Raw genomic sequence first — 26,555 nt, 5'->3', positions numbered from 1 at the left:
AAAAGGACAGGTCGAGGATGGTTTTTTCTCGGCCTCTTTGTTATAATAATAGAAAAACACAGGTAGAGAGGTTCTTTATTTGCAAGAACATTCAGTTGAAATTACATTAACACATCCAGACGATCTCTTTCATTTGTTTGGATCCAACGAACGCCATCTCCGTTTGATGGAGCAAGAATTTGGGGTAACTATTCACGCCCGGACAGAAATCGTCCAAATCATTGGGGAAGAAGAAAGCTGCGAGCAGGTTCGTCAGGTCATCCAGGCTCTCTTGGTCCTCGTCAACCGTGGCATGACCATTGGAACGCCAGATGTGGTGACCGCCATTACCATGGTGAGAAATGGGGAATTGGATAAGTTCATCGCTCTCTATGAAGAAGAGATTATCAAGGATAGTTACGGCAAGCCCATTCGGGTTAAAACGCTGGGTCAAAAGATTTATGTCGATAGTGTCAAAAATCATGATGTCACCTTTGGAATCGGACCAGCGGGGACTGGGAAAACCTTCCTAGCTGTGACCTTGGCCGTGACCGCTCTCAAGCGTGGTCAGGTTAAGCGAATCATTTTGACTCGTCCAGCTGTGGAAGCCGGAGAAAGCCTTGGTTTCCTTCCAGGAGATCTCAAAGAAAAAGTAGACCCTTATCTCCGTCCGGTCTATGATGCCCTCTATCAAATCTTGGGCAAGGACCAAACAACTCGGATGATGGAGCGCGAGATTATCGAGATAGCTCCCTTAGCTTATATGCGGGGCCGGACCTTGGATGATGCCTTTGTCATTCTCGATGAAGCGCAAAATACCACCATCATGCAGATGAAGATGTTTTTGACCCGTCTTGGTTTTAATTCCAAGATGATTGTTAATGGGGATACCAGCCAGATCGACCTTCCGCGAAATGTGAAATCCGGATTGATTGATGCTCAGGAGAAATTGAAGAACATTTCTCAAATTGACTTTGTGCATTTCTCTGCCAAGGATGTCGTTCGACATCCGGTAGTAGCAGAGATTATCCGGGCCTACGAGCCAATACCAAATCCAGTGCTCAAAGAAAAACCGGATGTGGAAGAAGAAGCAGAATAAAAAGGCAAAGATCAGAGGATCTTTGCCTTAAATTGACGATAAAATCATCTTCTAGCCTTTCCTTAGGTGAGAACGGACGTCAGCGAACTTCTTCGAAGTTCCATGACTAATAATTGAGCCTAAGGTCTCAATTATTCCGAGTGCTTGAAACTTAATTGTTTCAGGCACTTTTCTCACGGCGGAAAGTCTCTGAAAATGATTAAAAAAACTCAAAACAACTTGTTTTTTCCAAAACTTTTTTAATTAGTTCAGATGAAAAAATAAGTTGCTTATTTTTTTCGATGATAATTCTTTAAATATATGATTGTTTAAACCAATTCATCAATTGGTGTGAAGTCGCGCTCTAAACCAGTAGCAACGGGCTGGCTAGTGATGTGACCTTGGTAAGTAGTGACCCCTTCTCGCAAGCCTTCGTCGAGGGCGATGGCTTTATGGAAGCCATTGTCAGCTAGGGATTCGACATAAGGAAGGGTCACATTGGTAAGGGCGATGGTAGAAGTGCGAGCGACAGCCCCTGGAATATTGGCAACGGCATAGTGGAGCACACCATGTTTTTCGTAAACTGGCTCCGTATGTGTTGTCACACGATCTGCTGTTTCAATAACCCCACCTTGGTCAACGGCCACATCGACGATGACAGAACCGGGACGCATTTGTTTAACCATATCATCTGTCACTAATTTAGGAGCTTTCGCACCAGGAATCAAGACAGCACCGATGACAACATCGGCATCACGGACGCTGGCTTCAATATTAAAGGGGTTGGACATGAGGGTTTGGATTTGGTGACCAAAGACATCTTCCAGAACAGCTAAACGTTTGGCGCTGATATCTAAGATGGTAACTTGGGCACCGAGTCCAAGGGCGATCCGAGCTGCGTGGGTTCCAACAACCCCACCTCCGATGATAGTGACTTTTCCTTTGGGAACACCTGGCACTCCACCTAGGAGGACACCAGATCCACCTTCTTGTTTGGTTAAGAAGTGAGCACCGATTTGCACCGCCATTCGTCCAGCAACCTCACTCATTGGCACCAAGAGGGGCAATTGGCCATCAAGGTCACGAACCGTTTCGTAGGCAACTCCTGTCGTTTTCGCTGCAACCATAGCGTTCGCTAATTCAGGTGCGGCAGCCATATGCAAGTAAGTGAAGAGCAAGAGGTCTTCGCGAAGGAAACCGTATTCTTCAGCGAGAGGTTCCTTGACTTTCACCACCATCTCAGCGTTCCAAGCTTCTGCAGCAGTCGCAACGATGATTGCCCCTTGCTTAGTATAATCTTCATCCGCAAAGCCAGAACCGAGTCCGGCATTGGTTTCTACCAAAACTTGATGCCCTTTCTTCACCAAGCTTTGTACACCTGCAGGTGTCAAACCGACACGATTTTCATTGTTTTTAATTTCTTTTGGAATACCGATTAACATGTTTATTTCTCCTTGCTTAGATATAGGTGTAAAAAGGTCATTGGTGTGAGATTGCTCTCCTAACTCAATGACCCTTTCACTCCTTATCCGATTGTTTTGATTGATTTTATTGTATAGAAAAGTTGGTTAAAAAGCAAGAAAAATTTGAGCTTGCCTTTCTTTAGGTTATTTGCTAAACTAATCCCTAAAGAAGGAGTGTCAAATGGAAAATTTATATGTGAAGTTAGCGGCTTATTGTGAAATGGAGACAGAGCGTTTACGTTTGCGTCCGGTCACTCTTGAGGATGCACCGGCTATGTTTGAGTATGCTTCTGATGAAGCTGTTACGCGCTACACTTTTCCAACCAATCAAAGTCTAGAAGAGACGCGTAATAATATTGCCCTCTTTTACCTAGCGAGCCCGCTCGGAAGATGGGGGATCGAGCTCAAAGAAAATGGAAAATTTATTGGGACGATTGATTTACTGGATTTGGATCTTTGTCTGAAAAAGGGGAGTATCGGCTATGTTCTGAATAAAGACTATTGGAACCAAGGTCTTGCGACAGAGGCTACCAAGGCAGTCATTGCCCTGGCTTTTGAACAGTTAGGGATGAACAAGCTCATTGCCGTTCATGACAAGGACAACCCAGCTTCTGGCCGGGTGATGGCCAAAGCAGGGATGCAATTTTCCCACGAAGAAGCTTATGCGATGCTAGACCTGCATGAAGAAGGGCGAATGGTGACGAGAGTTCATTATGTCCTCACAAAGGAAGAATATTTGACAGAAAAATGAGTCAGGATATTGACAAAAGGCCTATCTCCATGATATAGTAGATAGGTACTGCTGGTTTAGCTCAGTCGGTAGAGCGCATCCATGGTAAGGATGAGGTCGCCGGTTCAATCCCGGCAACTAGCATAGAAGAAGAGAAGCTTAGAGAGGATCTAGGCTTCTTTTTTTTGCGAATCCATCTTTAAAAGTCCGGCTTTTTTCAACAATTTTCAAAAAAACGTTGACAAGCACAGAAATCCGTGGTAAAGTTAGAACAACAAAGAGAAAGGAGAAAACCATCATGAACAAAGTAGATGTTTTGATGACACAATTGAATACACAGCTTCTCCAATCTCAGTTGAGTTCTATGTAAAAATTGAATGAACCCAAGATGGAGGAGTCTGTCTTGGGTTTTTTGTATGCATTTTTGCCTGCCTTAACTGAATTGGTGATAGGCATCAGAAGGCCCAAGTGTGGACTGAGCACCTACTCAGCTCCTTACTTGGGTTTTTTCTGTGCCATTTTGAAAAGGAGAATATATGATCAGAGCTATTTGGGAGTATATCAGGGAACGCAAGTGGCGATATATCAGTATTGCTGTTGTCCTGATTCTTTATGATTACACCTTATTGATCCCGACGCAAGTTATTCAGCGTCTAGTGGATCATCTGAGTCAGCAGACGCTGACGCAATCCAACTTTGTATGGGATATGGTCCTCTTGGTAGGATCAGCCATCCTCAATTACCTGACGGCTTTTTATTGGCAGTTGCGCCTCTTTCAGTCGTCAGTTCATTTCAAGGCGACCCTTCAGGGACAAGCTTTTCGTAAACTAGTAGCTATGCGACGTCCCTTTTTTGAGAAATTCCGTTCAGGAGATCTCTTGACGCGGTTCACGACGGATGTCGATGGCATGGCCGACATGGCTGGTTACGGGATGATGGTGCTCCTGTTTGGCGGTGGCTTGTTTGCCTTTATTATTCCGACCATGTTTTTCATTTCTTGGCAATTAACCTTGATTTCCTTTATTCCGATGATCTTCCTCATCGTCTCGACCTATTTTTTGAGTAGAAAGCAGGAGGATTATGTTGAGCAAAACCGGGAAGCAGTCGCTCAGTTGAATGATGAAGTCTTGGAGTCCATCGAAGGAATTCGGGTCATGCGGGCCTATAGTAGACGGGACCAGCAGGTCAAACAGTTTCAGAAAAAAACGGCCAGTCTATCCAAAACGGGGGATAAAATTGCCTCTATCCAGTATTCTTTTGGACCTTTAGCCCTGTTGTTTATTGGATTCTCGACGGTCTTGCTCCTGCTATTTGGAGGCCAGTCCCTGGCAAGCGGGCAGTTGAGCCTTGGTAAGTTATTGGCTTTACAGCTGTATTTGGTCTTTTTAATTGAGCCTATGTGGATGATGGCGGACCTGATCTTGGTCTATCAGATAGGGCAAATGTCCTATAAAAAATTAAAAGAAGTGATTGATGAGACAGATGATCTGGAGCCAGATGGTCCTCACTACTTAGAGCAGATTGATTTGGTGCAGTTTAAGGACTATTCTTTCAGCTATCCTGGTGCTGAGCGAAAGAGCCTGTCAGGCATTGATTGGACCATTCAGAAAGGACAGACGGTTGGAATTGTTGGTCGTACCGGTGCAGGAAAGACTACCCTGGTTCGACAATTCTTGCGGCAGTACCCAGTTGGTGAGGGAGAATTCTTGGTCAACCAGCAACCGATCGTGGATTACAACCGACACTCCATCGAAGAAAAAATTGGCTATGTTTCCCAAGAACATATTTTATTCTCCAAGTCTATCCGTGAGAATATAGCGCTTGGTAAAAAAGGAGCCAGCCAAGAAGACTTGGTGGAAGCAGTAGCCCAAGCTGCTTTTGCGGATGATCTCGAACGGATGTCTCAGGGAATGGACACCCTGATCGGTGAGAAAGGGGTCTCTGTATCAGGTGGTCAAAAACAACGGATCTCCCTGGCGCGTGCATTCTTAAGAGATGCTGAGCTCTTGCTGTTAGATGATTCCCTTTCGGCAGTAGATGCTAAGACTGAACAGGCCATTATTGACACGATTCAAAAGGAACGAAAAGACAAGACGACCATCATTGTTTCTCATCGCTTGTCTGCTGTTCATCAGGCGGATTGGATCATCGTCTTGGATCAAGGTCGTATTGTAGAAGAAGGTAGGGCTAGTGATTTATTAGCTCAAGAGGGCTGGTATTATGAACAATACCAACGGCAACAAAAACAGGAAGGAGAATAAGATGAAAGTATTGAAACGATTATTATCGAGGATCACGCTTTATCCAACTGTCTTTCTTGCTGGCTTTATTTGCCTCTTACTAGCCACCATTTTTTCTGAATTGTCACCCTTTCTTCTCCAAAAGATGATCGATGGGCCTTTGACCGCACTGACCCACGGTGGCGGACAAGGGGACTTGCTTCAGATGGGAAGATTCTATCTCTTGGTCTTGAGCCTGGGGCAGCTGATTAGCTACATGGGCAATCGGATCTTACTGCATGGAAGTAATCAAGTAACCGCTAGTCTGAGAGACCAAGCCTTTCAAGTCATGCAAGGACTGCCTATTTCTTATTTTGATGATAAGCCGGCTGGGAAGATCGCGACAAGAATTGTCAATGATACGGAGACCTTGCGGACCCAGTTTTATAACTCTTGTATGATTTTAGTCATCTACTTGGTGCGTTTCCTCTTTATCCTAGGGATTCTCTTTTACCTGAGTCCTATGATGGGCCTTCTCTTGTGTTTGGTCTTTCCGATTTTCTATGGGATCCAGTATCTCTACAAGGTCATGACGGACCAGCCTATGAAGGATTTCTTTGATGCGCGAAGCGAGGTCAATACCCAGGTCAATGAACTCTTGCATGGTGCCAGTATGATTCAACTCTATCATCAAGAGCCTGGTGTGGTGGATGAGTTTGAAGCCACTACTCAGAAGATGTTAGGAGCCAATGATCGAATCCTCTTAGCCGATTCTATTGCTTCTTGGACCTTGACAGAATTGCTCAAGTTTTTAGTGATTGCAGGCATTTTGACTATCGCTGGGATTTCTTTCCTACAGGGTAATATCGGTGTGACGGCTGGTTTCTTATTTATCAATATTAACTATGTGATTAATCTATTTGATCTCATGGCCAATCTTAGTCGTCAATTCCCAAATATTCGGCGATCCTTAGAAACGGGGAGCCGCGTCCTTGCTTTCTTAGACCAACCGTTAGAGGCTGATGGTGCATTGGAACTGAAGATAGAAAAGGCAGAAGTCGTGTTTGACGACGTTCAATTTGCCTATGAAGAAGGCAAGCCAGTTCTGCGGGATATTGCCTTTCAAGCAAGTCCTGGGCAAACCGTCGCTCTTGTGGGTCATACTGGATCGGGTAAGTCTTCGATTATGAACCTGCTCTATCGTTTTTATGATCCTCAAGAAGGAGCGATTTTGATCGATGGTCAAGATATTCGCCAAGTCTCTCGTGAGAGCCTACGAAGCTATATGGGGATTGTCCTGCAGGATCCTTATCTATTTACAGGAACCATTGCTAGTAATGTGGCCATGAGTCAGGATCACATTGATCGGGATGCGGTCAAAGATGCCTTGAAAAAAGTCGGAGCTTGGCCCTTTGTAGAGCGCCTTGAAAAGGGAATCGACCATCCAGTCGTAGAAAAAGGATCCGCCTTTTCAAGTGGCGAGCGCCAATTGATTTCCTTTGCGCGGACGCTCTATATGAATCCGCAAATTCTGATTTTGGATGAGGCTACCTCTCACATCGATACGGAAACAGAAGAAATCATCCAACAGGCTATGGCAGTCCTGCAAAAGGGCCGGACCACCTTTATCATTGCCCATCGCTTGTCCACTATCCAAGATGCGGATCAGATCTTAGTCTTATCCGAAGGACGCATTGTGGAACGTGGTAGACATGAAGAACTGGTTACACAAGGCGGGATCTATGCCCAGATGAATGCCATCCAGCAAACAGTGGTGTAAGATTGTCCTGCAAAGAAAAAGATTGAAAACCAGTCTGTATCTAGTATATAGGCTGGTTTTTGTGATATAATAAAGTGATAATAGTGAGGTGATCCAGATGTATATTGAAATGGTAGATGAGACGGGTCAAGTCTCTGACGAAATCTTAAAACAAACGCAAGAAATTTTAGAATTTGCTGCTCAAAAAATTGGGAAAGAAGACAAGGAAATGGCTGTGACTTTTGTAACCAATGAACGCAGTCATGAACTAAATCTTGAATACCGTGATACGGATCGTCCGACGGATGTCATCAGTTTAGAATACAAGCCAGAGATGGAGATTTCTTTTGATGAGGAAGACCTTGCAGAAAATCCAGAATTGGCAGAGATGATGGCTGAATTCGATACCTATATTGGTGAGCTCTTTATTTCAATTGACAAAGCGCGGGAGCAAGCCGAAGAATATGGCCACAGCTTTGAGCGCGAAATGGGATTTTTAGCAGTGCATGGTTTTCTTCACATTAATGGCTATGATCACTATACGCCGGAAGAAGAAAAGGAAATGTTTGGCTTACAGGAAGAGATTTTGACAGCCTATGGACTCACAAGACAATAAGCGAAAATGGAAAAATCGAGACTTCACTTCAAGCCTGGAGTTTGCGATAACAGGAATTTTCACTGCGATCAAAGAAGAGCGCAATATGCGCAAGCATGCCTTATCAGCCCTTGTAGCAATTCTTGCTGGTTTGGTATTTAGGATTTCTGCGACAGAATGGCTCTTTTTATTGCTCAGCATCACCTTGGTGATTGCTTTTGAGATTATGAATTCAGCCATTGAAAATGTGGTGGATTTAGCTAGTAACTACCATTTCTCCATGTTGGCAAAGAATGCCAAAGACATGGCGGCTGGAGCAGTCCTTGTCGTATCAGGTTTTGCCCTACTAACAGGACTGGTGATTTTTGTGCCCAAATTCTGGGCCTTAGTATTTGGATAAGAGGGAGTATGCCCTCGTGAAAGGATAATATGACATTTAAATCAGGTTTTGTAGCCATTTTAGGACGTCCCAATGTTGGGAAGTCAACGTTTTTGAACCACGTCATGGGGCAAAAAATTGCCATCATGAGTGACAAGGCGCAGACAACGCGCAATAAGATTATGGGGATTTATACGACGGACAAGGAACAGATCGTCTTTATCGATACCCCAGGGATTCATAAACCCAAGACAGCGCTTGGAGACTTCATGGTGGAGTCGGCCTATAGTACCCTTCGAGAAGTGGATACCGTTCTCTTTATGGTGCCAGCAGATGAGCCGCGTGGGAAGGGCGATGACATGATTATCGAACGCCTCAAGGCTGCTAAGGTGCCGGTTATTCTTGTGGTCAATAAGATCGACAAGGTGCACCCTGACCAACTCTTGGCGCAAATCGATGACTTCCGTAGTCAGATGGATTTCAAGGAAATCGTGCCGATTTCAGCCCTCCAAGGAAACAATGTTTCGCGTTTGATTGATATTTTGAGCGAAAACTTGGAAGAAGGTTTCCAATATTTCCCTGCTGACCAAATCACTGACCATCCAGAGCGTTTCTTGGTTTCTGAAATGATCCGTGAAAAGGTCTTGCACTTGACGCGGGAAGAAATTCCCCACTCTGTGGCAGTAGTAGTGGATTCTATGAAGCGGGATGAAGAGACAGATAAGGTCCATATCCGTGCAACCATCATGGTCGAGCGCGATAGCCAAAAAGGTATTGTCATCGGAAAAGGCGGCGCCATGCTTAAGAAGATCGGAACCCTTGCGCGTAAGGATATTGAGCTCATGCTAGGGGACAAGGTCTTCCTAGAAACATGGGTCAAGGTCAAGAAAAATTGGCGGGATAAGAAATTGGATCTTGCCGATTTCGGATACAACGAAAAAGAATATTAAGAAGAGGTGGGCAGAAGGCCTGCTTCTTGTTTTTGAAAGGAGTTCTATGCCTGAATTACCAGAAGTAGAGACCGTTCGACGAGGTCTTGAGAAATTAATTCTTGGGAAAACCATCCAGTCCGTGGAAGTAAAGTATCCAAAGATGATTCATACGAATCTGGATGCTTTTTGTCAAGATCTCCCAGGGCAAGAAATTCGGGCCATGGGGCGCCGCGGGAAATACCTCTTGTTTTATCTGACGGATCTGGTCCTCATCTCGCATTTGCGGATGGAAGGCAAGTATTTCTTTTATCCAGACGAAGTCCCTCTTCGCAAGCACTCCCATGTCTTCTTTCATTTTACAGATGGCAGCACCCTGGTCTATGAAGATGTTCGCAAGTTTGGGACCATGGAAGTCCTAGTACCTGAGCTTGTCGACAGCTATTTTTTGGCGAAAAAAATTGGTCCAGAGCCGACAGAAGCTGATTTTAAAGCACCAGCCTTCCAAGCAGCTCTTAAACAATCAAAGAAACCCATAAAATCAGCTCTTTTAGACCAAAAATTAGTGGCTGGTCTGGGCAATATCTATGTGGATGAGGTCCTTTATCGAGCCAAGGTTCATCCAGCCCGCTTGGGTCAAAGCTTGACTGCTAGAGAAGCTAAAGCGATTCGCAAAGAAACGATTGCTGTGCTTGCTCAAGCTGTTGAAAAGGGTGGCTCCACCATTCGCTCCTACAGCAATGCTTTTGGAGAAGATGGTACCATGCAGGAAGAACACCAGGTCTATGGGAAAACAGGCCAGCCTTGTTTGCGCTGTGGGACACCGATTGAGAAAATCCAGCTGGGGGGACGCGGAACCCATTTTTGCCCCCAATGCCAAAAGGAGAACTAGATGGCGAGAATCATCGGATTAACAGGAGGGATTGCTTCAGGAAAGTCCACTGTGACCTCCTATCTGAGAGAAAAAGGGTATCCTGTCATTGATGCGGATCAAGTGGTTCATGATTTGCAAGCACCAGGAGGAGCCCTCTACCGTGTCTTAGTAGATCATTTTGGTAGAGAGATCCTTACCAAAGAAGGAGAGCTGGATCGCGTCGCTTTGGGTCAGCGGATCTTTTCAGACCCTAGTGAACGAGACTGGTCCAATCGGGTCCAAGGCAGGCTTATTCGTGAGGCTCTAGCTGAGGTAAGAGATAGACAAGCTGCACAATCCGGTCTCTTTTTTATGGATATTCCTCTCTTAATCGAGCAGCACTACGATGAGTGGTTTGAATCTGTCTGGTTGGTAGCTGTATCAAAAGAAACCCAGCTCAAGCGCCTGATGGAACGCAACCACTTATCAGAACTGCAGGCCCAAGAACGCATCGCGTCTCAAATGCCGCTAGATGAGAAAAGAGCCCATGCAGATCTGGTTTTAGACAATAATGGCGATCTAACGGCCCTCTATGCCCAATTAGATGCAGCCCTACAACAATTAGAAAGAAGATGATTTTATCACAAGAGAAATCAATTGGCGTAAAAATCTATATATTGCCTGGATCGGGTGCTTTTTCATCGGAGCTAGCCTTTCTTTAGTCGTTCCTTTTATGGCCCTCTTTGTGGAAGAGTTGGGGGTTACGGGCAAGGCTGTTCCCTTTTATGCTGGGATAGCCGTCGCAAGTTCTTCTGTAACCTCTGCGATCATGTCTCCCATCTGGGGAAGCTTAGCCGACCGCTATGGTCGAAAACCCATGATGCTTAGAGCTTCCATTGCCATGACGCTGACCATGGGAGGCATTGCCTTTGTCCCATCCGTCTTTTGGCTCTTGGTCCTGCGCTTGCTCAATGGGGTCTTTTCAGGCTTTGTCCCTAATAGTACGGCCCTGATTGCCAGTCAAGTTCCCAAGGACCAATCCGGCTATGCCCTAGGGACCTTGTCGACCGGTGTCGTAGCTGGAACCTTGATGGGCCCTTTGATTGGGGGACTCATTGCTGAAAATCTAGGAATGCGCAATGTCTTTCTCTTGGTCGGCTTCTTCTTATTTTTGGTTTCCCTCTTAACCTTCTGGGGTATCGAGGAAGAGTATGAGCCCCTTCCAAAAGAAGAACAAAAATCCAGTTGGGAGTTGCTCATGTCCATTCAGCAAAAAGATATCCTCTTGGGACTCTTTTTGACCAGCATGACCATTCAAATGATCGCCCAATCTATTTCTCCGATCCTACCTCTTTATGTACGGGCTTTGGGACAAAGAGATAACCTGATCTTTGTATCAGGGATGATTGTTTCGGCTATGGGAGTCTCCAGTATGCTCTTTTCAGGTTGGATGGGAAAACTCGGAGACCGAATCGGGAATCACCGGCTCTTATTAATCGCCCTTCTTTATAGTGGCTGTCTCTATATCCTTTGTGCCCAAGCGCAATCACCCCTTCAATTAGGGATTTTACGCTTCCTCTTTGGGATCGGGACAGGAGCCCTACTACCAGGAGTTTCTGCATTATTGAATCGTTTAACCCCTCCTGAAGGGATTTCTCGGATCTTTAGCTACAACCAGCTCTTTTATTATTTAGGTGGTGTATTAGGGCCAATGATGGGTTCGAGTATTTTCATGCATTTTGGCTATCATTGGGTATTTTACGGTACAGCCCTTTTGGCCTTTACCGATTTGATGTTCCTCTTATTCTTATTTAGAAAGTATTTGAAAGTGAGAGACGTACGTGCGAATTAAAGTTCAATTGACCTGCACCAGCTGTGGGAGTCAGAATTATTTGACCAGTAAAAATACCAAAACCCATCCTGAAAAGATCGAGGTCTTGAAGTATTGTCCCAAGGAAAGAAAAGTAACCTTACATATTGAATCAAAATGATTTTCATGGTATAATAGTGAAGATTTTAAGGAGTTTTGAATATGAGCGGAGCATTAACAACTATTTTACTAGTATTATCAGTATTGATTATTATCGCAATTTTTATGCAACCAACAAAAAACCAATCGAGCAACGTCTTTGACGCAAGCTCAAATGACTTGTTTGAACGTTCAAAAGCGCGCGGGTTTGAAGCCGTGATGCAGCGTTTAACAGCTATTATGATCTTCTTTTGGTTATTGATCGCGATGATCTTAATGGTACTTTCTAGTAGATAAGATAGGCTCAGACATTGTCTTTGCCTATTTTTATTTTGCAAAACAAAGACACAAGTAGATAGAAAAAAGGAGGCTGGATAACCAGCAAATAAATCAATGAAAACAAGTATTAAAGAATATTTACAAGAGCATGACAAAGTCCAGATCAATGATCTAGCAGCAGCTCTAGGAAAAGAAGGGTCAAAGGATTTCCGTGACTTGGTCAAGACCATCTCTCTGATGGAACGCCGCCATGAGTTGAAATTCGAAGATGATGGCTCTCTTCGTTTGGCTCAAAAGAAGGCCCCGGCCATTACGCTCAAGGGGATCTTTCATGCCCATAAAAATGGCTTTGGCTTTGTCAGTTTAGAGGGCGAAGAAGAAGACCTCTTTGTTGGCCGAAATGATGTCAACCACGCTATCGATGGTGACACCGTTGAGATCGTCATTACCAAGGTAGCAGACCGAAACAAGGGAACGGCAGCAGAAGCTAAAATTATTGATGTTCTGGAGCATAGCATCAAAACGGTGGTTGGACAAATCGTTCTGGATGAGGAAAAACCTAAATATGCCGGCTACATTCGTTCGAAAAATCAAAAGATCAGCCAGTTGATCTATGTGAAGAAGCCAGCCATCCAATTGGAAGGGACCGAAATCCTCAAGGTCGAAATAGATCAATACCCGAGCCGCAAGCACAATTATTTTGTGGCAACCGTGCGGGATGTGGTCGGTCATGTAACAGATCCAGGAATCGATGTCTTGGAAGTGTTAGAATCCATGGACATTGTCTCAGAATTTCCAGAAGAAGTGCTGAAAGAGGCTGAACAGGTTCCAGATGCACCGTCTAAAAAGGATTTAGAGGGGCGATTGGATCTGCGAGAGGAGATTACCTTTACGATTGATGGGGCAGATGCCAAAGACTTGGACGATGCAGTCCATATCAAGCTACTCAAGAACGGCAACTTTGAGCTGGGGGTTCACATCGCAGATGTTTCTTATTATGTTACAGAAGGTTCAGCACTCGACAAGGAAGCTCTAAATCGTGCTACCTCTGTCTATGTGACCGACCGAGTAGTACCCATGTTGCCCGAGCGTCTCTCCAATGGGATCTGTTCTTTGAATCCGAATGTGGATCGCCTGACCCAGTCTGCCATCATGGAGATTGATCCTCATGGCAAGGTTGTCAAGCATACCATTACCCAAACAGTGATCAATACAACCTTCCGAATGACCTATAGCGACGTCAATGATATCTTAGCAGGCGACGAAGAAAAGGCTCAAACCTTTAAGAAAATTGTCCCAAGTATTCATCAAATGGCCACCTTGCATGGCATTTTAGAAAGCATGCGGATTCGCCGCGGAGCCCTTAATTTTGATACCAATGAGGCTAAAATCTTGGTCAATAAAGAAGGAAAACCAGTTGATATCGTTTTGCGTCAAAGAGGGATTGCCGAGCGGATGATTGAGTCCTTTATGTTGATTGCCAATGAAACGGTAGCGGAACACTTTACGCGACTGAAGCTGCCGTTCATCTACCGGATCCACGAAGATCCGAAAGCAGAAAAAGTACAGAAGTTTATCGATTATGCTTCTAGCTTTGGGATCCAGATCTACGGAACGGCTAGTGAGATGAGCCAAGAAGCCCTGCAAGAAATTATGCGCAAGGTTGAAGGAGAACCCTATGCAGATGTCCTTTCGATGATGTTGTTGCGCTCGATGCAACAGGCCCGCTACTCAGAGCACAACCATGGCCACTATGGGCTTGCTGCGGAATATTACACCCACTTTACCAGTCCCATCCGTCGTTATCCGGACTTGATGGTTCATCGAATGGTGCGTGAATATGGAAAATCTCAAGAAGTGGCTGAACACTTTGAACAAGTCCTTCCAGACATTGCCAGCCAATCCTCTAGTCGAGAGCGCCGGGCTATTGACGCCGAGCGCGAAGTAGAGGCTATGAAAAAGGCCGAATACATGGCAGACTATGTTGGGGAAGAGTACGATGCCGTGGTTTCCAGTGTAGTGAAATTTGGCCTCTTTGTGGAGTTGCCAAATACAGTCGAAGGGTTGATCCATATTACTAATCTTCCTGAATACTACCATTTTAACGAACGGGATCTAACCCTTCGCGGGGAGAAATCGGGAGTGACTTTCCGTGTTGGTCAGCAAATCCGGATCAAGGTCGAAAGAGCTGACAAGATGACCGGAGAGATTGATTTCTCTTATATTCCAAGTGAATGGGATGTCGTCGAAAAAGGCCTAAAGGCTAAAGGACGTGACCGAGATGGCAGTCGCCGGGATCGCAGACGCAAAGACAAAAAAGTTTCTAAGGGTTCAACAGTTAGAAGAGATGACAAACGGAAAGATTCTTCATCTAAATCCAAAAAGAAAAAAGGGAAGAAACCATTTTACAAGGAAGTAGCAAAGAAAGGAGTCAAACATGGCAAAGGGCGAAGGAAAGGTAGTCGCTCAAAATAAAAAGGCGAGACATGACTACACCATCGTGGATACAATAGAAGCAGGGATGGTGCTGACAGGTACAGAGATCAAAAGTGTCCGTGCAGCACGCATTAACTTGAAAGATGGCTTTGCACAAGTAAAAAATGGCGAAGTTTGGCTTAGCAATGTCCACATTGCCCCTTATGAGGAAGGCAATATCTGGAACCAAGATCCAGACCGTCGTCGCAAGCTCCTTCTTCATAAAAAGCAAATCCAAAAGCTGGACCAAGACACCAAAGGGACCGGAATGACCTTGGTGCCTTTGAAGGTCTATCTCAAGGATGGCTATGCCAAATTGCTTTTGGGGCTCGCTAAAGGGAAACATGATTATGACAAGCGTGAATCCATCAAACGTCGGGAACAGAACCGGGACATCGCACGGGTCATGAAACAATACAATACACGTTAAAGAAAAAGGCAGTTTTGAAACTTGTTTCAGAACTGTCTTTTTTCTTAGAGATGGGCTCTCCTTTTTCAACTTGTAAAAAGGGGCTTTTTTCTGTATGATAAGGATAGTGAAAGAAAAAGGAGAAGCAGCATGACACAAAAATTGATCGCCTACAAGCGCATGCCTATCTGGACCAAGGATAGCATGCCAGAAGCTCTTCAAAGAAAGCACAATACCAAGGTGGGAACCTGGGGGAAGATTACAGTTTTAAAAGGTCAGTTACGATTTATTGAATTGACCGAAGAGGGGGAAGAAATCGCGAGCCACCTCTTTGAAGCAGGAGCAGAAAACCCCATGGCCGAACCCCAGGCCTGGCACCGTGTGGAAGCAGCGACTGACGATGTGGAGTGGTACCTAGAATTTTACTGTGAGCCAAAAGACTATTTCCCAAAAAAATACAACACCAATCCTGTCCATTCAGAAGTACTAGAAGCAGTGGAAATTGTCCCAGCTGGAAAGGCGCTGGATCTAGGATGCGGGCAAGGTCGCAACGCCCTCTTTTTGGCCCAACATGGCTTTGACGTGACAGCTGTAGATCAAAATGAACTGGCTCTTGAGATTTTACAAAGTATTGTCGCTGAGGAAGATCTAGAGATGCCAGTGGGCCTTTATGATATTAATGCTGCAGCTCTTACCCAAAACTATGACTTTATCGTATCAACTGTGGTCCTCATGTTTTTAGACGCTGATCGGATTCCAGCGATCATCCGCAATATGCAAGAGCATACCAATCCAGGGGGCTATAATCTCATTGTCTGTGCCATGGATACGGAAGATTATCCCTGCCAGATGCCCTTCTCGTTTACCTTTAAAGAAGGAGAATTGGCGGAGTATTACAAGGATTGGGAATTGGTCAAGTACAATGAAAATCCAGGCCATCTCCATCGTCGAGATGAGAATGGCCATCGGATTCAACTTCGATTTGCAACCATGTTGGCAAAGAAAAAATAAAGAAAAAGCAGGATGTTAAGATCCTGCCTTCATATTGAAGACAAAGTCATATAAAAAACTTTCCTTAGGTGAGTACGGACGTCAGCGAACTTCTTCGAAGTTCCAAGACTTAGTTTTGAGCCTAGGGTCTCAAAACTCCCGAGTGCCTGAAACGTTATTGTTTCAGGCACTTTTCTCACAGCGGAAAGTTTCGATATTTTCTTGAATCGATTTAAAAATTGGAACTCATTTTTATTTTTTTTGCAAAATCGCTTAACTTATTTTACTTTAAAGTAATTTGTCTACATTCTAAAAGCAGGATGTTAGGATCCTGCCTTTTTGCTTGTCTACAAACAAGTTGAACTAGGTGATCTACATTTTGTTCATTTGCCAAAAGAAAAACCTTCTCCATAAAGCTAGGAAAAGGTTGGGGGATTTAGTTCCAGCTAGCAAAGTCGCAGACGCTGAGAATGATCGTCCCGATTTCGATTGGCTCTTCTTTCGCACCGGATTCTAGCCAGGTCACAATCACAGATTCGATCGTAGCGATGAAAATTTCTAGACCATACTTGTATGGAACTTGAAAGTCTGAAATGATGTGTTCTTTCGCATGGGGAGTATCGTCTAGTGCATGGAGAGTAAAACTTCTTACCAATTTACGGAAGTCTGAGCAGCAGGATTGGGACAATGCATAAATAAAATCATAATTCTCTTTAATAGCGGTCAAGACATTGAGAAAGTTCACCTTGACAGGGCTTCCTTCAACGAAGAGGCTATCTAATTCTTGCATCATGTCCATTTTCATTTGCTCAAACATGTCGTATTTATCGACATAGTGCAAGTAGAAGGTCCCGCGGTTAATCCCAGCGGTTTCAGTTAATTGTCGAATAGTGATGCTTTCAAAAGGTTGTTGCAAGAGGAGTTTTGAGAGCGCATTTCGTAAGTCTGACTTGGTTGTTGTTTGTCTTTGGCGTACCATATGTTCCTTTCTGTAGTTGTATCAATCTGTTTCTATTTATTTGACGTTAAAATAATCTATATGTTAAATAATTTTACGACACTAACAAAGAGCATTATACTCCAAAAGAATAAATTAGACAACAATTCTAATTTTTGTACAGATAACGGAAAGTGTACAAAAAATTTACAAGTTTATGAATGACGGGCACTGACAAGATTTTGTGAAAATCTCACAACAATTAGTGATTTAAAATAATTCCCTCCTAAAAAAATGGTCAGGAAATTTTTAGGAAATGGAGGAGCAAGATGGAAAAGGGAGTGTAATAAACCAAAAACCAGCACCGTTTAAGTGCTGGTTTCTTTATTTGATAAAAGTTGTCACGATCAAATTGAAATTTAAGATGGTTAAGACAATCGCAACGAGATAGCCTAAGAAAGTGTTCCACTTCGCATTGACATGCTCTCCCATGATTTCCTTGTTGGAGGTGAAATAAACCAGAGGGAAGATGGAGAATGGAAGAGCCGCTGATAGGAAGACTTGAGAATAAACCAGAAGGTCATCAAGGACATGTTCCTGATCTCCAAATAAGATCGCAACGATGATGACAGGAAGAAGGGCAATGATCCGAGTCATGAGACGAACGACCCATTGTGGTAAGCGGAATCTCAAGAAACCTTCCATAACGATTTGACCGGTTAGGGTCCCAGTAATGGTTGAATTTTGACCACTGGCTAACAAAGCGATGGCAAAGAGGGTGGATAAGAAGGGACTGGCGATAGCACCGGCAATATGGTTATCCTTGAGGGCGTTGTACATGCTAGAGAAAGCACCGATCTTATCTCCGTGGCCAAAGAAGAGGGCTGCTCCAAGAATCAAGAGGAGGGAGTTGACGACGAAAGCCAGACTCAATTCAATATTTGAATCCCAGGTCATAAAGCGAACTGCCCGTTTGATATCTGCTGGATCCTTGTAATCGACTTTTCGCGTTTGCGAAATGGAAGAGTGGAGATAGAGGTTGTGGGGCATTACGGTTGCACCGATGATCCCAAGCGCCAAGGTTAAGGCTTCATTTCCTTTTGGAAGCCCAATTCCTAGCACCTCTTTTTGAGGCAGGAAGCCAGCGAAGATTCCTCCGATATCAGGTTTCGATAGGAAAACCAGATAGCCAAAAATTGCAAGGATCGTGAGGATCAAGGTTGATACGATGGCCTCGATCTTTCGAAATCCTAGATGCATGAGTCCTAGTAATAGGAAGACATCAAAGATGGTGATCAGGATGGAAAAGAGCAAGGGCCAGCCAAAGAGGAGGTGAAGGGCAATCCCTGATCCGATGACTTCTGCTAAATCTGTCGCCATCAAGGCAAGCTCAATCACAATCCAAAGAGTATAGCGAAGCCATTTTGGCAAATGATGGGCGGTTGTTTGGGCCAGATCCTTACGATGGACAATCCCTAGTTTACCAGCCATTTGTTGCAACTGCATGGCGATTAAAGACGAGAGAAGAACCACTGATAAGAGGAGGTAGCGGTATTGGGCCCCTCCAACGACACTAGTAATCCAGTTTCCCGGATCCATATAGCCGACAGCTACTAGACTTCCTGGTCCTGAAAAGAGCAGGAGAGTCTTCCAAAAAGGGATCCCTTTTGGCACGTCAATAGATTGGTTGATTTCTTGAAGTGATTTCCTTTCAAACTGTTGTAAACTCACAATGAGCCTTCTTTCTAAGAATAAATCAAATTTGTCTCTAATTATAGCATAAAATTTATAATAGTTCATGATAATTTAGGATAACCTTGTTTTCTACTACCTCGATTTCTTTGTAATCTATCAGAAAAGGACTATAATATAGATAGGAAGTAGGAGGGAGGAGAGGAAATGGCCTACATCGAAATGCAGCACTGTTACAAGCGCTATACGAGTGGAGAGACAGAGATTTTCGCTAACCAGGATGTTTCCTTTGAGATTGAAAAAGGTGAGTTGGTCATTATTTTAGGAGCTTCAGGAGCTGGAAAATCAACGGTTCTCAATATCTTAGGGGGGATGGACACCAATGACGAGGGTCAGGTTCTGATTGATGGGGTGGATATTGCAAAGCTAAATGCCCATCAACGAACCAATTATCGACGAGATGATGTTGGTTTTGTCTTTCAATTTTATAATTTGGTCCCTAATTTGACAGCTAAGGAGAATGTTGAGTTGGCTTCAGAAATTGTTTCTGATGCTCTGGATCCGGAAGCTGTTTTAAGAGAAGTAGGACTTGGCAATCGTCTTCATAACTTTCCTGCCCAATTGTCAGGCGGCGAGCAACAACGGGTGGCGATTGCTCGGGCAGTGGCGAAAAACCCTAAAATTCTCCTTTGTGATGAGCCAACGGGAGCCTTGGATTACCAGACGGGTAAGCAAGTATTGGGGATTTTACAGGATATGTCTCGAAAAAAGGGAGCGACGGTTATCATCGTAACCCATAATGGTGCTCTAGCTCCTATTGCAGACCGTGTGATTCGCATGCATGATGCCAAGGTCAAGTCGGTAGAAATCAATGAGCTTCCTCAAGATATTGCTACGCTAGAATATTAGAAGAGGTGGTAGCATGAAACGAAAAGTCTATTGGAAGGATCTATTTGCTTCCTTTACACATTCAAAAGGACGTTTTCTCTCCATCTTAACCTTGATGTTGTTGGGAAGCTTGGCCTTGGTAGGTCTAAAGGTGACCACTCCAAATATGCACCGAACGGCTAACCAGTTTATTCAGCAACAAAAGATGCTAGATCTTGCTGTCATGGGGGACTTGGGATTAGATCAGGCAGACCAAGAGGAACTTTTAGGAGTCAAAGGAGCGCGTGTCGAATTTGGTTCCCTGCTGGATTTGACTGTGAAAGGAACAGGAAAAGCAATTCGACTGTTTTCTGTCCCAAAAAGTCTTTCTTCCTTTCGTGTGACCAAGGGGCACCTGCCCAAAAAAGAAGGGGAACTGGTCCTAGCAAGTTTTTGGGAGGATCGCTATCAGATAGGGGATACCCTCACACTTGAAGAAAAGGCAGGAACGCGCTCTAGTATAAAGCGAAAGCAATTCACCATTGTTGGCTTTGTTCAATCCTCTGAGATGTGGTCTCAAAAGAATTTAGGCACTGCCATGAGTGGTAGTGGAAATCTAGATGCCTATGCACTAGTTTCAAAAGAGGTCTTTACGACTAAACTTCCCGCGATGGCGCGGATCCAGTTTGATGATCTGAAGTCTTTAGATTCTTTTTCGCAAGTCTACCAAAAAGGGCTCAAAGCTCATCAAGAAGAGTTAGAAAAACTTCTGAAAGACAATGGAAAGGCCCGCTATCAAAGACTCAAGCAGGAGGCGGATGGGCAGATTCAAAAAGGCCAGAAAGAACTCAGTCGTGCCAAGGAAACCCTCCAGTCAGCTAAAAATCAGATCGATCAGGCTCAAAAACAATTAGACTTGCAGGAGGCCCAGCTCAAGAAATTAGCTCCATTTCTGCCAGCTAAAGAGCAAGTAGCCAGTCAAGAAAAGCTCCATCAAGCCAAAGAACAACTGGATCAGAAAAAGAAGGACTGGACTACAGGTGAATCGGAGCTCGCAAAAAAAGAGGAGGAGCTGAAAAAAGCCCAAAGCGAGCGAGATCAGCTGGAAATCCCAACTTATCATGTCTATGACCGCAAGACCATGCCAGGTGGACAAGGTTACCTGATGTATAGCAATGCCAGTAGTAGTATCTCTGCTGTCGGAAATATTTTTCCAGTCGTTCTTTATCTGGTAGCTGCCATGGTGACCTTTACCACGATGACCCGCTTTGTCGATGAAGAGCGGACCAATGCAGGTATATTTAAGGCACTGGGCTATCGTACCAAGGATATCATTCTCAAATTTGTCCTCTATGGATTCTTTGCAGGGACGATCGGGACCCTTCTAGGAACCCTGCTGGGCCATTATTTCCTATCGGGGATCATTTCCAACATTATTACGCAAGGGATGGTGATTGGAGAGAGCAGAGAGTATTTTTATGGGGATATGACTCTGATTGCGCTCGGACTGTCTTTCGTCGCGAGTGTGCTTCCGGCTTACTGGGTTTCGCGTAAGGAATTAAAAGAAGAAGCCAATCTGTTATTACTGCCCAAACCACCGGTATCTGGTTCGAAGATTTTCCTGGAGCGTCTCCAGTTTATTTGGAAGCGTCTGAGTTTCACCCACAAGGTCACTGCTCGTAATCTCTTTCGTTACAAACAACGGATGCTGATGACCATATTTGGAGTGGCAGGTTCTGTTGCTCTCCTCTTTGCAGGGCTAGGGATTCAATCTTCTGTAGGAGGGGTTCCCAAACGCCAATTTCAAGAGATCCTATCATATGAGTTGATTGTAGCCAAAAAAACGAATGCATCAAGCCAAGAAAGCAAGCAACTAACCAATCGTCTGGAAAAATCAGATATCAAAGATTATCGAGCCATCTATAGTAAGGTTATCGAAGATTCTTTAAAGGGTGGACGCGACAAGCAGACCATTACGATGATGGTAACGGATCGTACAGATTTTTCTCCCTTTGTCAGCTTGCGTTCTCTCAAGCAGGGAGAGTCCTTGTCTCTCAAGAAAGGGGTCATCATCAGTAGTAAGCTAGCACAACTAGCCCAGGTTACAGTCGGTGATCGACTGACCTTTGATGGTCATACTTTTAAGGTGGCGGGAATCACTGAAAATTATGTCGGCCATTTTGTCTATATGGATCAGGCAAGTTACCAAAAAATCTACGGAAAGCGGACTTCAGCAAATAGCTATTTGGTGCAGTTGAGAAATCCTTCTACACGAAAAGTGCAGACTGTCAGTCGGGACATGATGGCACTTGCAGCTGTGAAGGCAGTTAGTCAGAATGCTTCGATGATTTCCCTCTTTAACTCAGTTGCCAAATCCTTGGACACCACTATGATGATTCTAGTAGTCGTATCGATCTTGCTAGCCATCGTGATCTTGTATAATTTAACCAATATCAATGTGGCAGAGCGGATCCGTGAATTATCGACCATTAAGGTCTTAGGATTCCATAATAAGGAAGTGACGCTCTATATTTACCGCGAAACCATCTTATTGTCTATCATAGGGATCCTCATGGGATTAGTGGGTGGTTATTATCTTCATCAATTCCTCATTGCCATGATTGCACCAGATGCCATTCTCTTTTATCCCCATGTGGGACTTGGCGTGCTCCTCTTCCCTGTCGGAGGAATGCTCCTTCTCTTGATCCTGTTAGGAATTTATGTTGACCATTATCTTCGAAAAGTAGACATGCTCGAAGCCCTCAAATCAGTAGACTAAGATACAAAGCCGTTAAGCAACTCTTTGGAAAAAGATAAATCCAACGACGAAGCTTCCGCTTCTAGCCTGAGTTTTCATTTCTGGTAGCATGGAATGTTCATAAAACTTTCACCTTAGGGTGGAAGTTTTTCTTCTCTTTGTTATAATGGAGAGAAGGAGAAGATCATGACTAAAATTGCTTTACTTTCAGATATTCATGGAAATACGACAGCATTGGAAGCTGTCCTAGAGGATAGTCGAAAAGCCAAGGTGGATGAATATTGGCTCTTGGGAGATAGTTTGATGCCAGGGACAGGGAGACGGGACCTCTTGGAGCTGTTAGAGGAGTTACCGATTACGGTCAAAGTCCTTGGGAACTGGGAGGATAGTCTTTGGCGGGCTATGAGGGGGATGTTGGATGAGACCAGACCCAGTCATCGCTACCTCATGCGCCAGTGTCAATATATTCTTGAAGAAATCACGCCCCAGGAAATTGAAGACATGCAGAAAACGCCCATGCAGGTCCATAGAGAAATCGCAGGTTTAAAGATCGGCATTACCCACCACTTACCTGATAAGAATTGGGGTCGCGAATTGATCCACATTGGTGAGCAGAAGGATTTTGATCGTTTGGTGACAAACCCGTCTTGTGATATCGCAGTCTACGGACACATTCACCAGCAGTTTTTCCGCTACGGGACAGGAGGAGAACTGATTATCAATCCTGGATCGATCGGTCAACCTTTCTTTTTGGAAAAGAATCTTCGCAAGGACCTTCGGGCCATGTATGCTATTCTTGAATTTGATCAAATGGGGTTAAAAGATGTAGATTTTAGACGGGTGGACTATGATGTCCAAAAAGAACTGAAACTTGCAAAAGACCTCCATCTTCCTTATTACCAAGTGTATTATGAAAGTTTGGTCAATGGCATTCATCATACCCACAATCATGAGCTTCTTCATGAGATTGAGCAGAGAGAAGGTCATGATCGAGAAATCGATGCTTGGTTAGAGGACTTCTTCCAATAGTGTAACTGTTGACATTACAACTGAAAAGAGTATAATAGGAATAACGAAAGTCGTCCCTTGACGGTTGTTCAATAGACTCTACCTTCAAAAACGGGTAGAAAGGAGTGAAGTTATGCAAATTTCGAGTCGCTTTACCATTGGGACTCATGTCTTGATCATGATTGCTCTACAAGGAGAGAAAACAAAAGTAACCAGTGATTTTTTGGCAGGAAGTGTCGGCGTGAACCCTGTTATTATTCGAAAGACCTTGTCTCAGTTGAAGAAAGCTGGATTGATTCATGTAGCGCGTGGGACAGGCGGAGCTGAGCTTGCAAAAGCAGCCGATGAGATCAGCCTGCTGGATATCTATCAAGCAGTAGAATGCTTAGGTTCGACAGGTCAATTATTTGGTTTTCATGACAATCCGAGTCCAGCCTGCCCAATTGGCCACAATATCCATAATGTTTTAGATGGGAAGCTTGAGGACATTCAGACTGCTATGGAAAAAGAAATGTCCCAAACCACTTTAAAAGACGTTGTAGAAGATACGCAGAAAAGAATGAAACTCGAATCGGTTTCATAAGAAAAATGAGAGTGGGACAGAAATCGGTAATTCGTTAGAAATCGATTTCGTCGTCCCACCTCCGCACAGTTGAGTAGGGCTGTAAAAGCTGATGAAATCAGCGTAGTAGGGCCCACTCAACTACTGCGCCTTGCTCGACAATCCAAAGATAATTAAGAGGCTAGGACTTTTGTCCCAGCCTCATTTTTTATAGTTATTAACGAAACAAGATGTTTGTTATATATTGAAACGACTAAAGGATTAGTCAAAGTAAAGTAAGTCTTTGCTGGTTTCTGTGAAGAGTCCAAATCCGTCTTTTGTTACGTACCCACAATCTTCGATACGGACACCGACTTTACCTGGAATATAGATTCCTGGTTCGACTGAGAAGCACATGCCTTCTTCAAGTACCATGTCATTTCCTTCCATAATAGAAGGGAATTCATGCACGTCCATTCCGATCCCGTGTCCGAGGCGGTGGTTGAAGTACTCACCATAACCAGCTTTTTCAATGACGCTCCGTGCAGCACGGTCTACGTCATGTGCTGTTACACCTGGTTTGATCATGTCAATGGCTGCTTGTTGAGCTTCTAAAGTCAAGTGGTAGATTTCTTTTTTGAAATCATCAGGTTTTCCAACTGCAACAGTACGAGTCATATCTGACGCATAACCATTCACCATACAGCCAAGGTCAAAGAGCAAGAGAGCATTGTTTTCGACTTTATTGCTTCCAGGAATTCCGTGTGGGTTAGCTGCATTATTCCCCGTCAAGACCATAGTTTCAAAGCTCATTTCATAGCCCAAGCGTTTGATGCCAAAGTCGATTTCTGCCACGATATCGGTTTCTGTTTTATCCAGTGAGATGGCGTCAAAACCCATATTGACAGCCTTATCTGCGTATTGACCGGCAACCAACATCTTTTGGATCTCATCAGCAGATTTGATCAAGCGCATGCGGTTAATCCGTGGTGTTAAGTTAGTAAATTCCGCTTTTTCAAAGACAGTGCGCAAACCATTGTATTTGGTCAGAATCAAGTTATCATATTCAAGTGCAACAGTTTTGGCATCTGGTTTAGCGATAGCCCCTTTAATCTTTTCCCAAGGGTTTTCCGAATCTACATAGCCAACTACTTGGAAATCGACAACTGCAGTCGCCCGTTCCACTTCAAGTGCAGGAACGAAGAGAAGGGGTTCGTGGTCTGTATAGACGAACAAGAAGAGTTGGCGTTCGTGGGGATCACTGTAAAATCCAGTCAGGTAATTGATGGTGACAGGATCGGATACAACAGCGACATCTGTTTTTTCAGTTTCAAGAAAATCGACGATTTGATCTAATTTAGACATAATGCTACCTTCTTTCTATGGATCTATTTTGTCAAATTTTCCCCAAAAAAGCAAGAGTTTACAAAATTTTACCAAAATGCTTGAAAGTGTTTACAATAAGTGATAAAATAGGATTAATTAGAGAGTGAAAACGAAATTTTCAACAATGAAAGGAAATCTTATGAATACAGACGATACAGTTACAATTTATGATGTCGCCCGTGAAGCAGGGGTTTCAATGGCAACCGTTAGTCGTGTAGTAAATGGAAATAAAAACGTTAAAGAAAATACACGTAAAAAAGTTTTAGAAGTGATCGAACGCTTGGATTACCGTCCAAATGCTGTTGCGCGTGGTCTTGCTAGCAAGAAAACCACAACAGTCGGTGTTGTGATTCCAAACATCACGAATAGCTATTTCTCTACATTGGCTAAGGGGATCGATGACATTGCTGAAATGTACAAGTACAATATTGTTCTTGCAAATAGCGATGAAGACGATGACAAAGAAGTTTCAGTGGTAAATAACCTCTTTTCAAAACAAGTGGATGGGATCATTTTCATGGGCTATCACTTGACTGAAAAGATTCGCTCAGAATTTTCACGCTCTCGTACGCCGGTTGTCCTTGCTGGTACAGTAGATGTTGAACACCAATTACCAAGTGTCAATATTGACTACAAGCAAGCAACCGTTGATGCTGTTACACAGTTGGCAAAACACAACAAGAAAATTGCTTTTGTAAGCGGCCCATTGGTGGATGATATCAATGGAAAAATCCGTTTGGCGGGCTACAAAGAAGCTTTGAAAGCGAAAAAATTGAGCTATAGCGAAGGACTTGTCTTTGAATCCAAGTACCGTTATGATGAAGGTTACAACTTGGCAGAACGCATCATTGCGTCAAAAGCAACAGCTGCTTTTGTGACAGGTGATGAATTGGCTGCAGGTCTCTTGAACGGCTTGTCTGATCACGGTATCAAAGTACCAGAAGACTTTGAAATCATTACTAGTGATGATTCACAAGTAACTCGTTACACGCGTCCAAATCTATCAACGATTGGCCAACCTTTGTATGACCTTGGTGCGATCAGTATGCGCATGTTGACCAAGATCATGCACAAAGAAGAGTTGGAAGAACGCGAAGTACTGTTGTCTCATACGATCAACCAACGTGGAACGACCAAAAAATAAGGATTAGTAGACTAGAGTCTCGACTTGGGAAGACGTGTCTACTAGTCTAAGAGGCTAGAACAGAACTGTTCTAGCCTCTTTTTTTATACTGCGAACAGGTAGAGACTTGCTGGGCA

At 44.0% G+C, this 26,555-nt stretch carries 24 protein-coding genes and 1 tRNA gene; 21 read left to right on the top strand and 4 right to left on the bottom strand.

The window, feature by feature from the left end; all coding sequences use genetic code 11:
• Nucleotides 1-79: 79 nt before the first annotated feature.
• The gene (locus K1I56_RS02520; protein WP_049514277.1) at nt 80-1,078 is read left to right on the top strand and encodes a PhoH family protein; all 999 of its coding nucleotides are present in this window, start codon (nt 80-82) and stop codon (nt 1,076-1,078) included.
• Nucleotides 1,079-1,386: 308 nt separating this feature from the next.
• Here the strand turns inward: K1I56_RS02520 and ald are convergent, their stop codons facing one another.
• Nucleotides 1,387-2,499: an alanine dehydrogenase gene (gene ald / locus K1I56_RS02515; protein ID WP_195529566.1), complete on the bottom strand. Its 1,113-nt coding sequence runs from the start codon at nt 2,497-2,499 to the stop codon at nt 1,387-1,389.
• A 202-nt stretch (nt 2,500-2,701) separates the two neighbouring features.
• On the opposite strand from ald, the gene K1I56_RS02510 reads away from it, so the two are divergent.
• The 15 genes from K1I56_RS02510 (at nt 2,702) to tehB (ending at nt 16,127) form a co-directional block, all read left to right on the top strand.
• Entirely contained in the window at nt 2,702-3,271 is a 570-nt protein-coding gene (locus tag K1I56_RS02510; RefSeq protein ID WP_223325129.1) for a GNAT family N-acetyltransferase, read from the top strand.
• Between the two features lie 50 nt (nt 3,272-3,321).
• Nucleotides 3,322-3,394: transfer RNA gene (locus K1I56_RS02505), tRNA-Thr, on the top strand.
• Nucleotides 3,395-3,786: 392 nt separating this feature from the next.
• Complete coding sequence (gene tetA(46) / locus K1I56_RS02500) at nt 3,787-5,511, top strand: tetracycline efflux ABC transporter Tet(46) subunit A (RefSeq protein WP_223325127.1); 1,725 nt, start codon at nt 3,787-3,789, stop codon at nt 5,509-5,511.
• A gap of 1 nt (nt 5,512) precedes the next feature.
• Nucleotides 5,513-7,249 carry a tetracycline efflux ABC transporter Tet(46) subunit B gene (tetB(46), locus tag K1I56_RS02495; RefSeq protein ID WP_223325125.1) on the top strand — a complete coding sequence of 579 codons (1,737 nt, stop codon included), beginning with the start codon at nt 5,513-5,515 and terminating at the stop codon, nt 7,247-7,249.
• A gap of 97 nt (nt 7,250-7,346) precedes the next feature.
• Complete coding sequence (ybeY, locus tag K1I56_RS02490) at nt 7,347-7,844, top strand: rRNA maturation RNase YbeY (RefSeq protein WP_003005431.1); 498 nt, start codon at nt 7,347-7,349, stop codon at nt 7,842-7,844.
• Entirely contained in the window at nt 7,825-8,223 is a 399-nt protein-coding gene (locus K1I56_RS02485) for a diacylglycerol kinase family protein (protein ID WP_003008202.1), read from the top strand. The genes ybeY and K1I56_RS02485 overlap by 20 nt, the downstream gene beginning before the upstream one ends.
• Before the next feature lie 29 nt (nt 8,224-8,252).
• Nucleotides 8,253-9,152: a GTPase Era gene (gene era / locus K1I56_RS02480; RefSeq protein WP_003004993.1), complete on the top strand. Its 900-nt coding sequence runs from the start codon at nt 8,253-8,255 to the stop codon at nt 9,150-9,152.
• Between the two features lie 46 nt (nt 9,153-9,198).
• Nucleotides 9,199-10,023 carry a DNA-formamidopyrimidine glycosylase gene (mutM, locus tag K1I56_RS02475; RefSeq protein ID WP_223325123.1) on the top strand — a complete coding sequence of 275 codons (825 nt, stop codon included), beginning with the start codon at nt 9,199-9,201 and terminating at the stop codon, nt 10,021-10,023.
• Nucleotides 10,024-10,620 (top strand): dephospho-CoA kinase, encoded by a 597-nt coding sequence (gene coaE / locus K1I56_RS02470; protein WP_223325122.1) that lies wholly within the window; start codon nt 10,024-10,026, stop codon nt 10,618-10,620.
• 16 nt (nt 10,621-10,636) lie between these two features.
• Nucleotides 10,637-11,836, top strand: coding sequence for a multidrug efflux MFS transporter (locus tag K1I56_RS02465; RefSeq protein WP_223325177.1), 1,200 nt, complete (start codon nt 10,637-10,639; stop codon nt 11,834-11,836).
• The gene (gene rpmG / locus K1I56_RS02460; protein WP_003005699.1) at nt 11,826-11,975 is read left to right on the top strand and encodes a 50S ribosomal protein L33; all 150 of its coding nucleotides are present in this window, start codon (nt 11,826-11,828) and stop codon (nt 11,973-11,975) included. The genes K1I56_RS02465 and rpmG overlap by 11 nt, the downstream gene beginning before the upstream one ends.
• Nucleotides 11,976-12,016: 41 nt before the next feature.
• The gene (gene secG, locus K1I56_RS02455) at nt 12,017-12,250 is read left to right on the top strand and encodes a preprotein translocase subunit SecG (RefSeq protein WP_003008189.1); all 234 of its coding nucleotides are present in this window, start codon (nt 12,017-12,019) and stop codon (nt 12,248-12,250) included.
• Between the two features lie 96 nt (nt 12,251-12,346).
• Nucleotides 12,347-14,707, top strand: a complete 2,361-nt coding sequence (gene rnr, locus K1I56_RS02450; RefSeq protein WP_223325120.1) for a ribonuclease R — start codon at nt 12,347-12,349, stop codon at nt 14,705-14,707.
• The gene (gene smpB / locus K1I56_RS02445) at nt 14,670-15,137 is read left to right on the top strand and encodes an SsrA-binding protein SmpB (protein WP_003005443.1); all 468 of its coding nucleotides are present in this window, start codon (nt 14,670-14,672) and stop codon (nt 15,135-15,137) included. The genes rnr and smpB overlap by 38 nt, the downstream gene beginning before the upstream one ends.
• A 129-nt stretch (nt 15,138-15,266) precedes the next feature.
• Nucleotides 15,267-16,127: an SAM-dependent methyltransferase TehB gene (gene tehB / locus K1I56_RS02440; protein WP_223325118.1), complete on the top strand. Its 861-nt coding sequence runs from the start codon at nt 15,267-15,269 to the stop codon at nt 16,125-16,127.
• Nucleotides 16,128-16,542: 415 nt separating this feature from the next.
• Here tehB and K1I56_RS02435 read toward each other — a convergent pair whose 3' ends face one another.
• Both K1I56_RS02435 and K1I56_RS02430 read right to left on the bottom strand, forming a co-directional pair.
• Complete coding sequence (locus K1I56_RS02435) at nt 16,543-17,085, bottom strand: TetR/AcrR family transcriptional regulator (RefSeq protein WP_049483745.1); 543 nt, start codon at nt 17,083-17,085, stop codon at nt 16,543-16,545.
• Between the two features lie 342 nt (nt 17,086-17,427).
• The gene (locus K1I56_RS02430; RefSeq protein WP_003013089.1) at nt 17,428-18,774 is read right to left on the bottom strand and encodes an Nramp family divalent metal transporter; all 1,347 of its coding nucleotides are present in this window, start codon (nt 18,772-18,774) and stop codon (nt 17,428-17,430) included.
• 168 nt (nt 18,775-18,942) lie between these two features.
• On the opposite strand from K1I56_RS02430, the gene K1I56_RS02425 reads away from it, so the two are divergent.
• From K1I56_RS02425 to K1I56_RS02410, 4 genes are all read left to right on the top strand, one after another.
• The gene (locus tag K1I56_RS02425) at nt 18,943-19,644 is read left to right on the top strand and encodes an ABC transporter ATP-binding protein (protein WP_223325116.1); all 702 of its coding nucleotides are present in this window, start codon (nt 18,943-18,945) and stop codon (nt 19,642-19,644) included.
• Between the two features lie 13 nt (nt 19,645-19,657).
• Nucleotides 19,658-22,381 carry an ABC transporter permease gene (locus tag K1I56_RS02420; protein ID WP_223325114.1) on the top strand — a complete coding sequence of 908 codons (2,724 nt, stop codon included), beginning with the start codon at nt 19,658-19,660 and terminating at the stop codon, nt 22,379-22,381.
• Nucleotides 22,382-22,546: 165 nt separating this feature from the next.
• Complete coding sequence (locus K1I56_RS02415; RefSeq protein ID WP_070675008.1) at nt 22,547-23,389, top strand: metallophosphoesterase family protein; 843 nt, start codon at nt 22,547-22,549, stop codon at nt 23,387-23,389.
• A 112-nt stretch (nt 23,390-23,501) separates the two neighbouring features.
• On the top strand, nt 23,502-23,951 hold the full coding sequence (locus tag K1I56_RS02410; RefSeq protein WP_223325112.1) for an Rrf2 family transcriptional regulator: 450 nt from the start codon (nt 23,502-23,504) through the stop codon (nt 23,949-23,951).
• A gap of 240 nt (nt 23,952-24,191) precedes the next feature.
• Here K1I56_RS02410 and K1I56_RS02405 read toward each other — a convergent pair whose 3' ends face one another.
• Nucleotides 24,192-25,274: a M24 family metallopeptidase gene (locus K1I56_RS02405; protein ID WP_049473332.1), complete on the bottom strand. Its 1,083-nt coding sequence runs from the start codon at nt 25,272-25,274 to the stop codon at nt 24,192-24,194.
• A 160-nt stretch (nt 25,275-25,434) separates the two neighbouring features.
• Between K1I56_RS02405 and ccpA the strand changes: the two genes are divergently transcribed.
• A complete protein-coding gene (gene ccpA, locus K1I56_RS02400) occupies nt 25,435-26,439 on the top strand; it encodes a catabolite control protein A (protein WP_045759706.1) in 1,005 nt (334 codons plus the stop codon).
• The last annotated feature ends 116 nt before the right edge of the window (nt 26,440-26,555 follow it).

The sequence above is a fragment of the Streptococcus parasanguinis genome (assembly GCF_019929185.1).
Lineage (GTDB): Bacteria > Bacillota > Bacilli > Lactobacillales > Streptococcaceae > Streptococcus > Streptococcus parasanguinis_O.
This window is presented reverse-complemented; position numbering and strand designations above follow the sequence as displayed.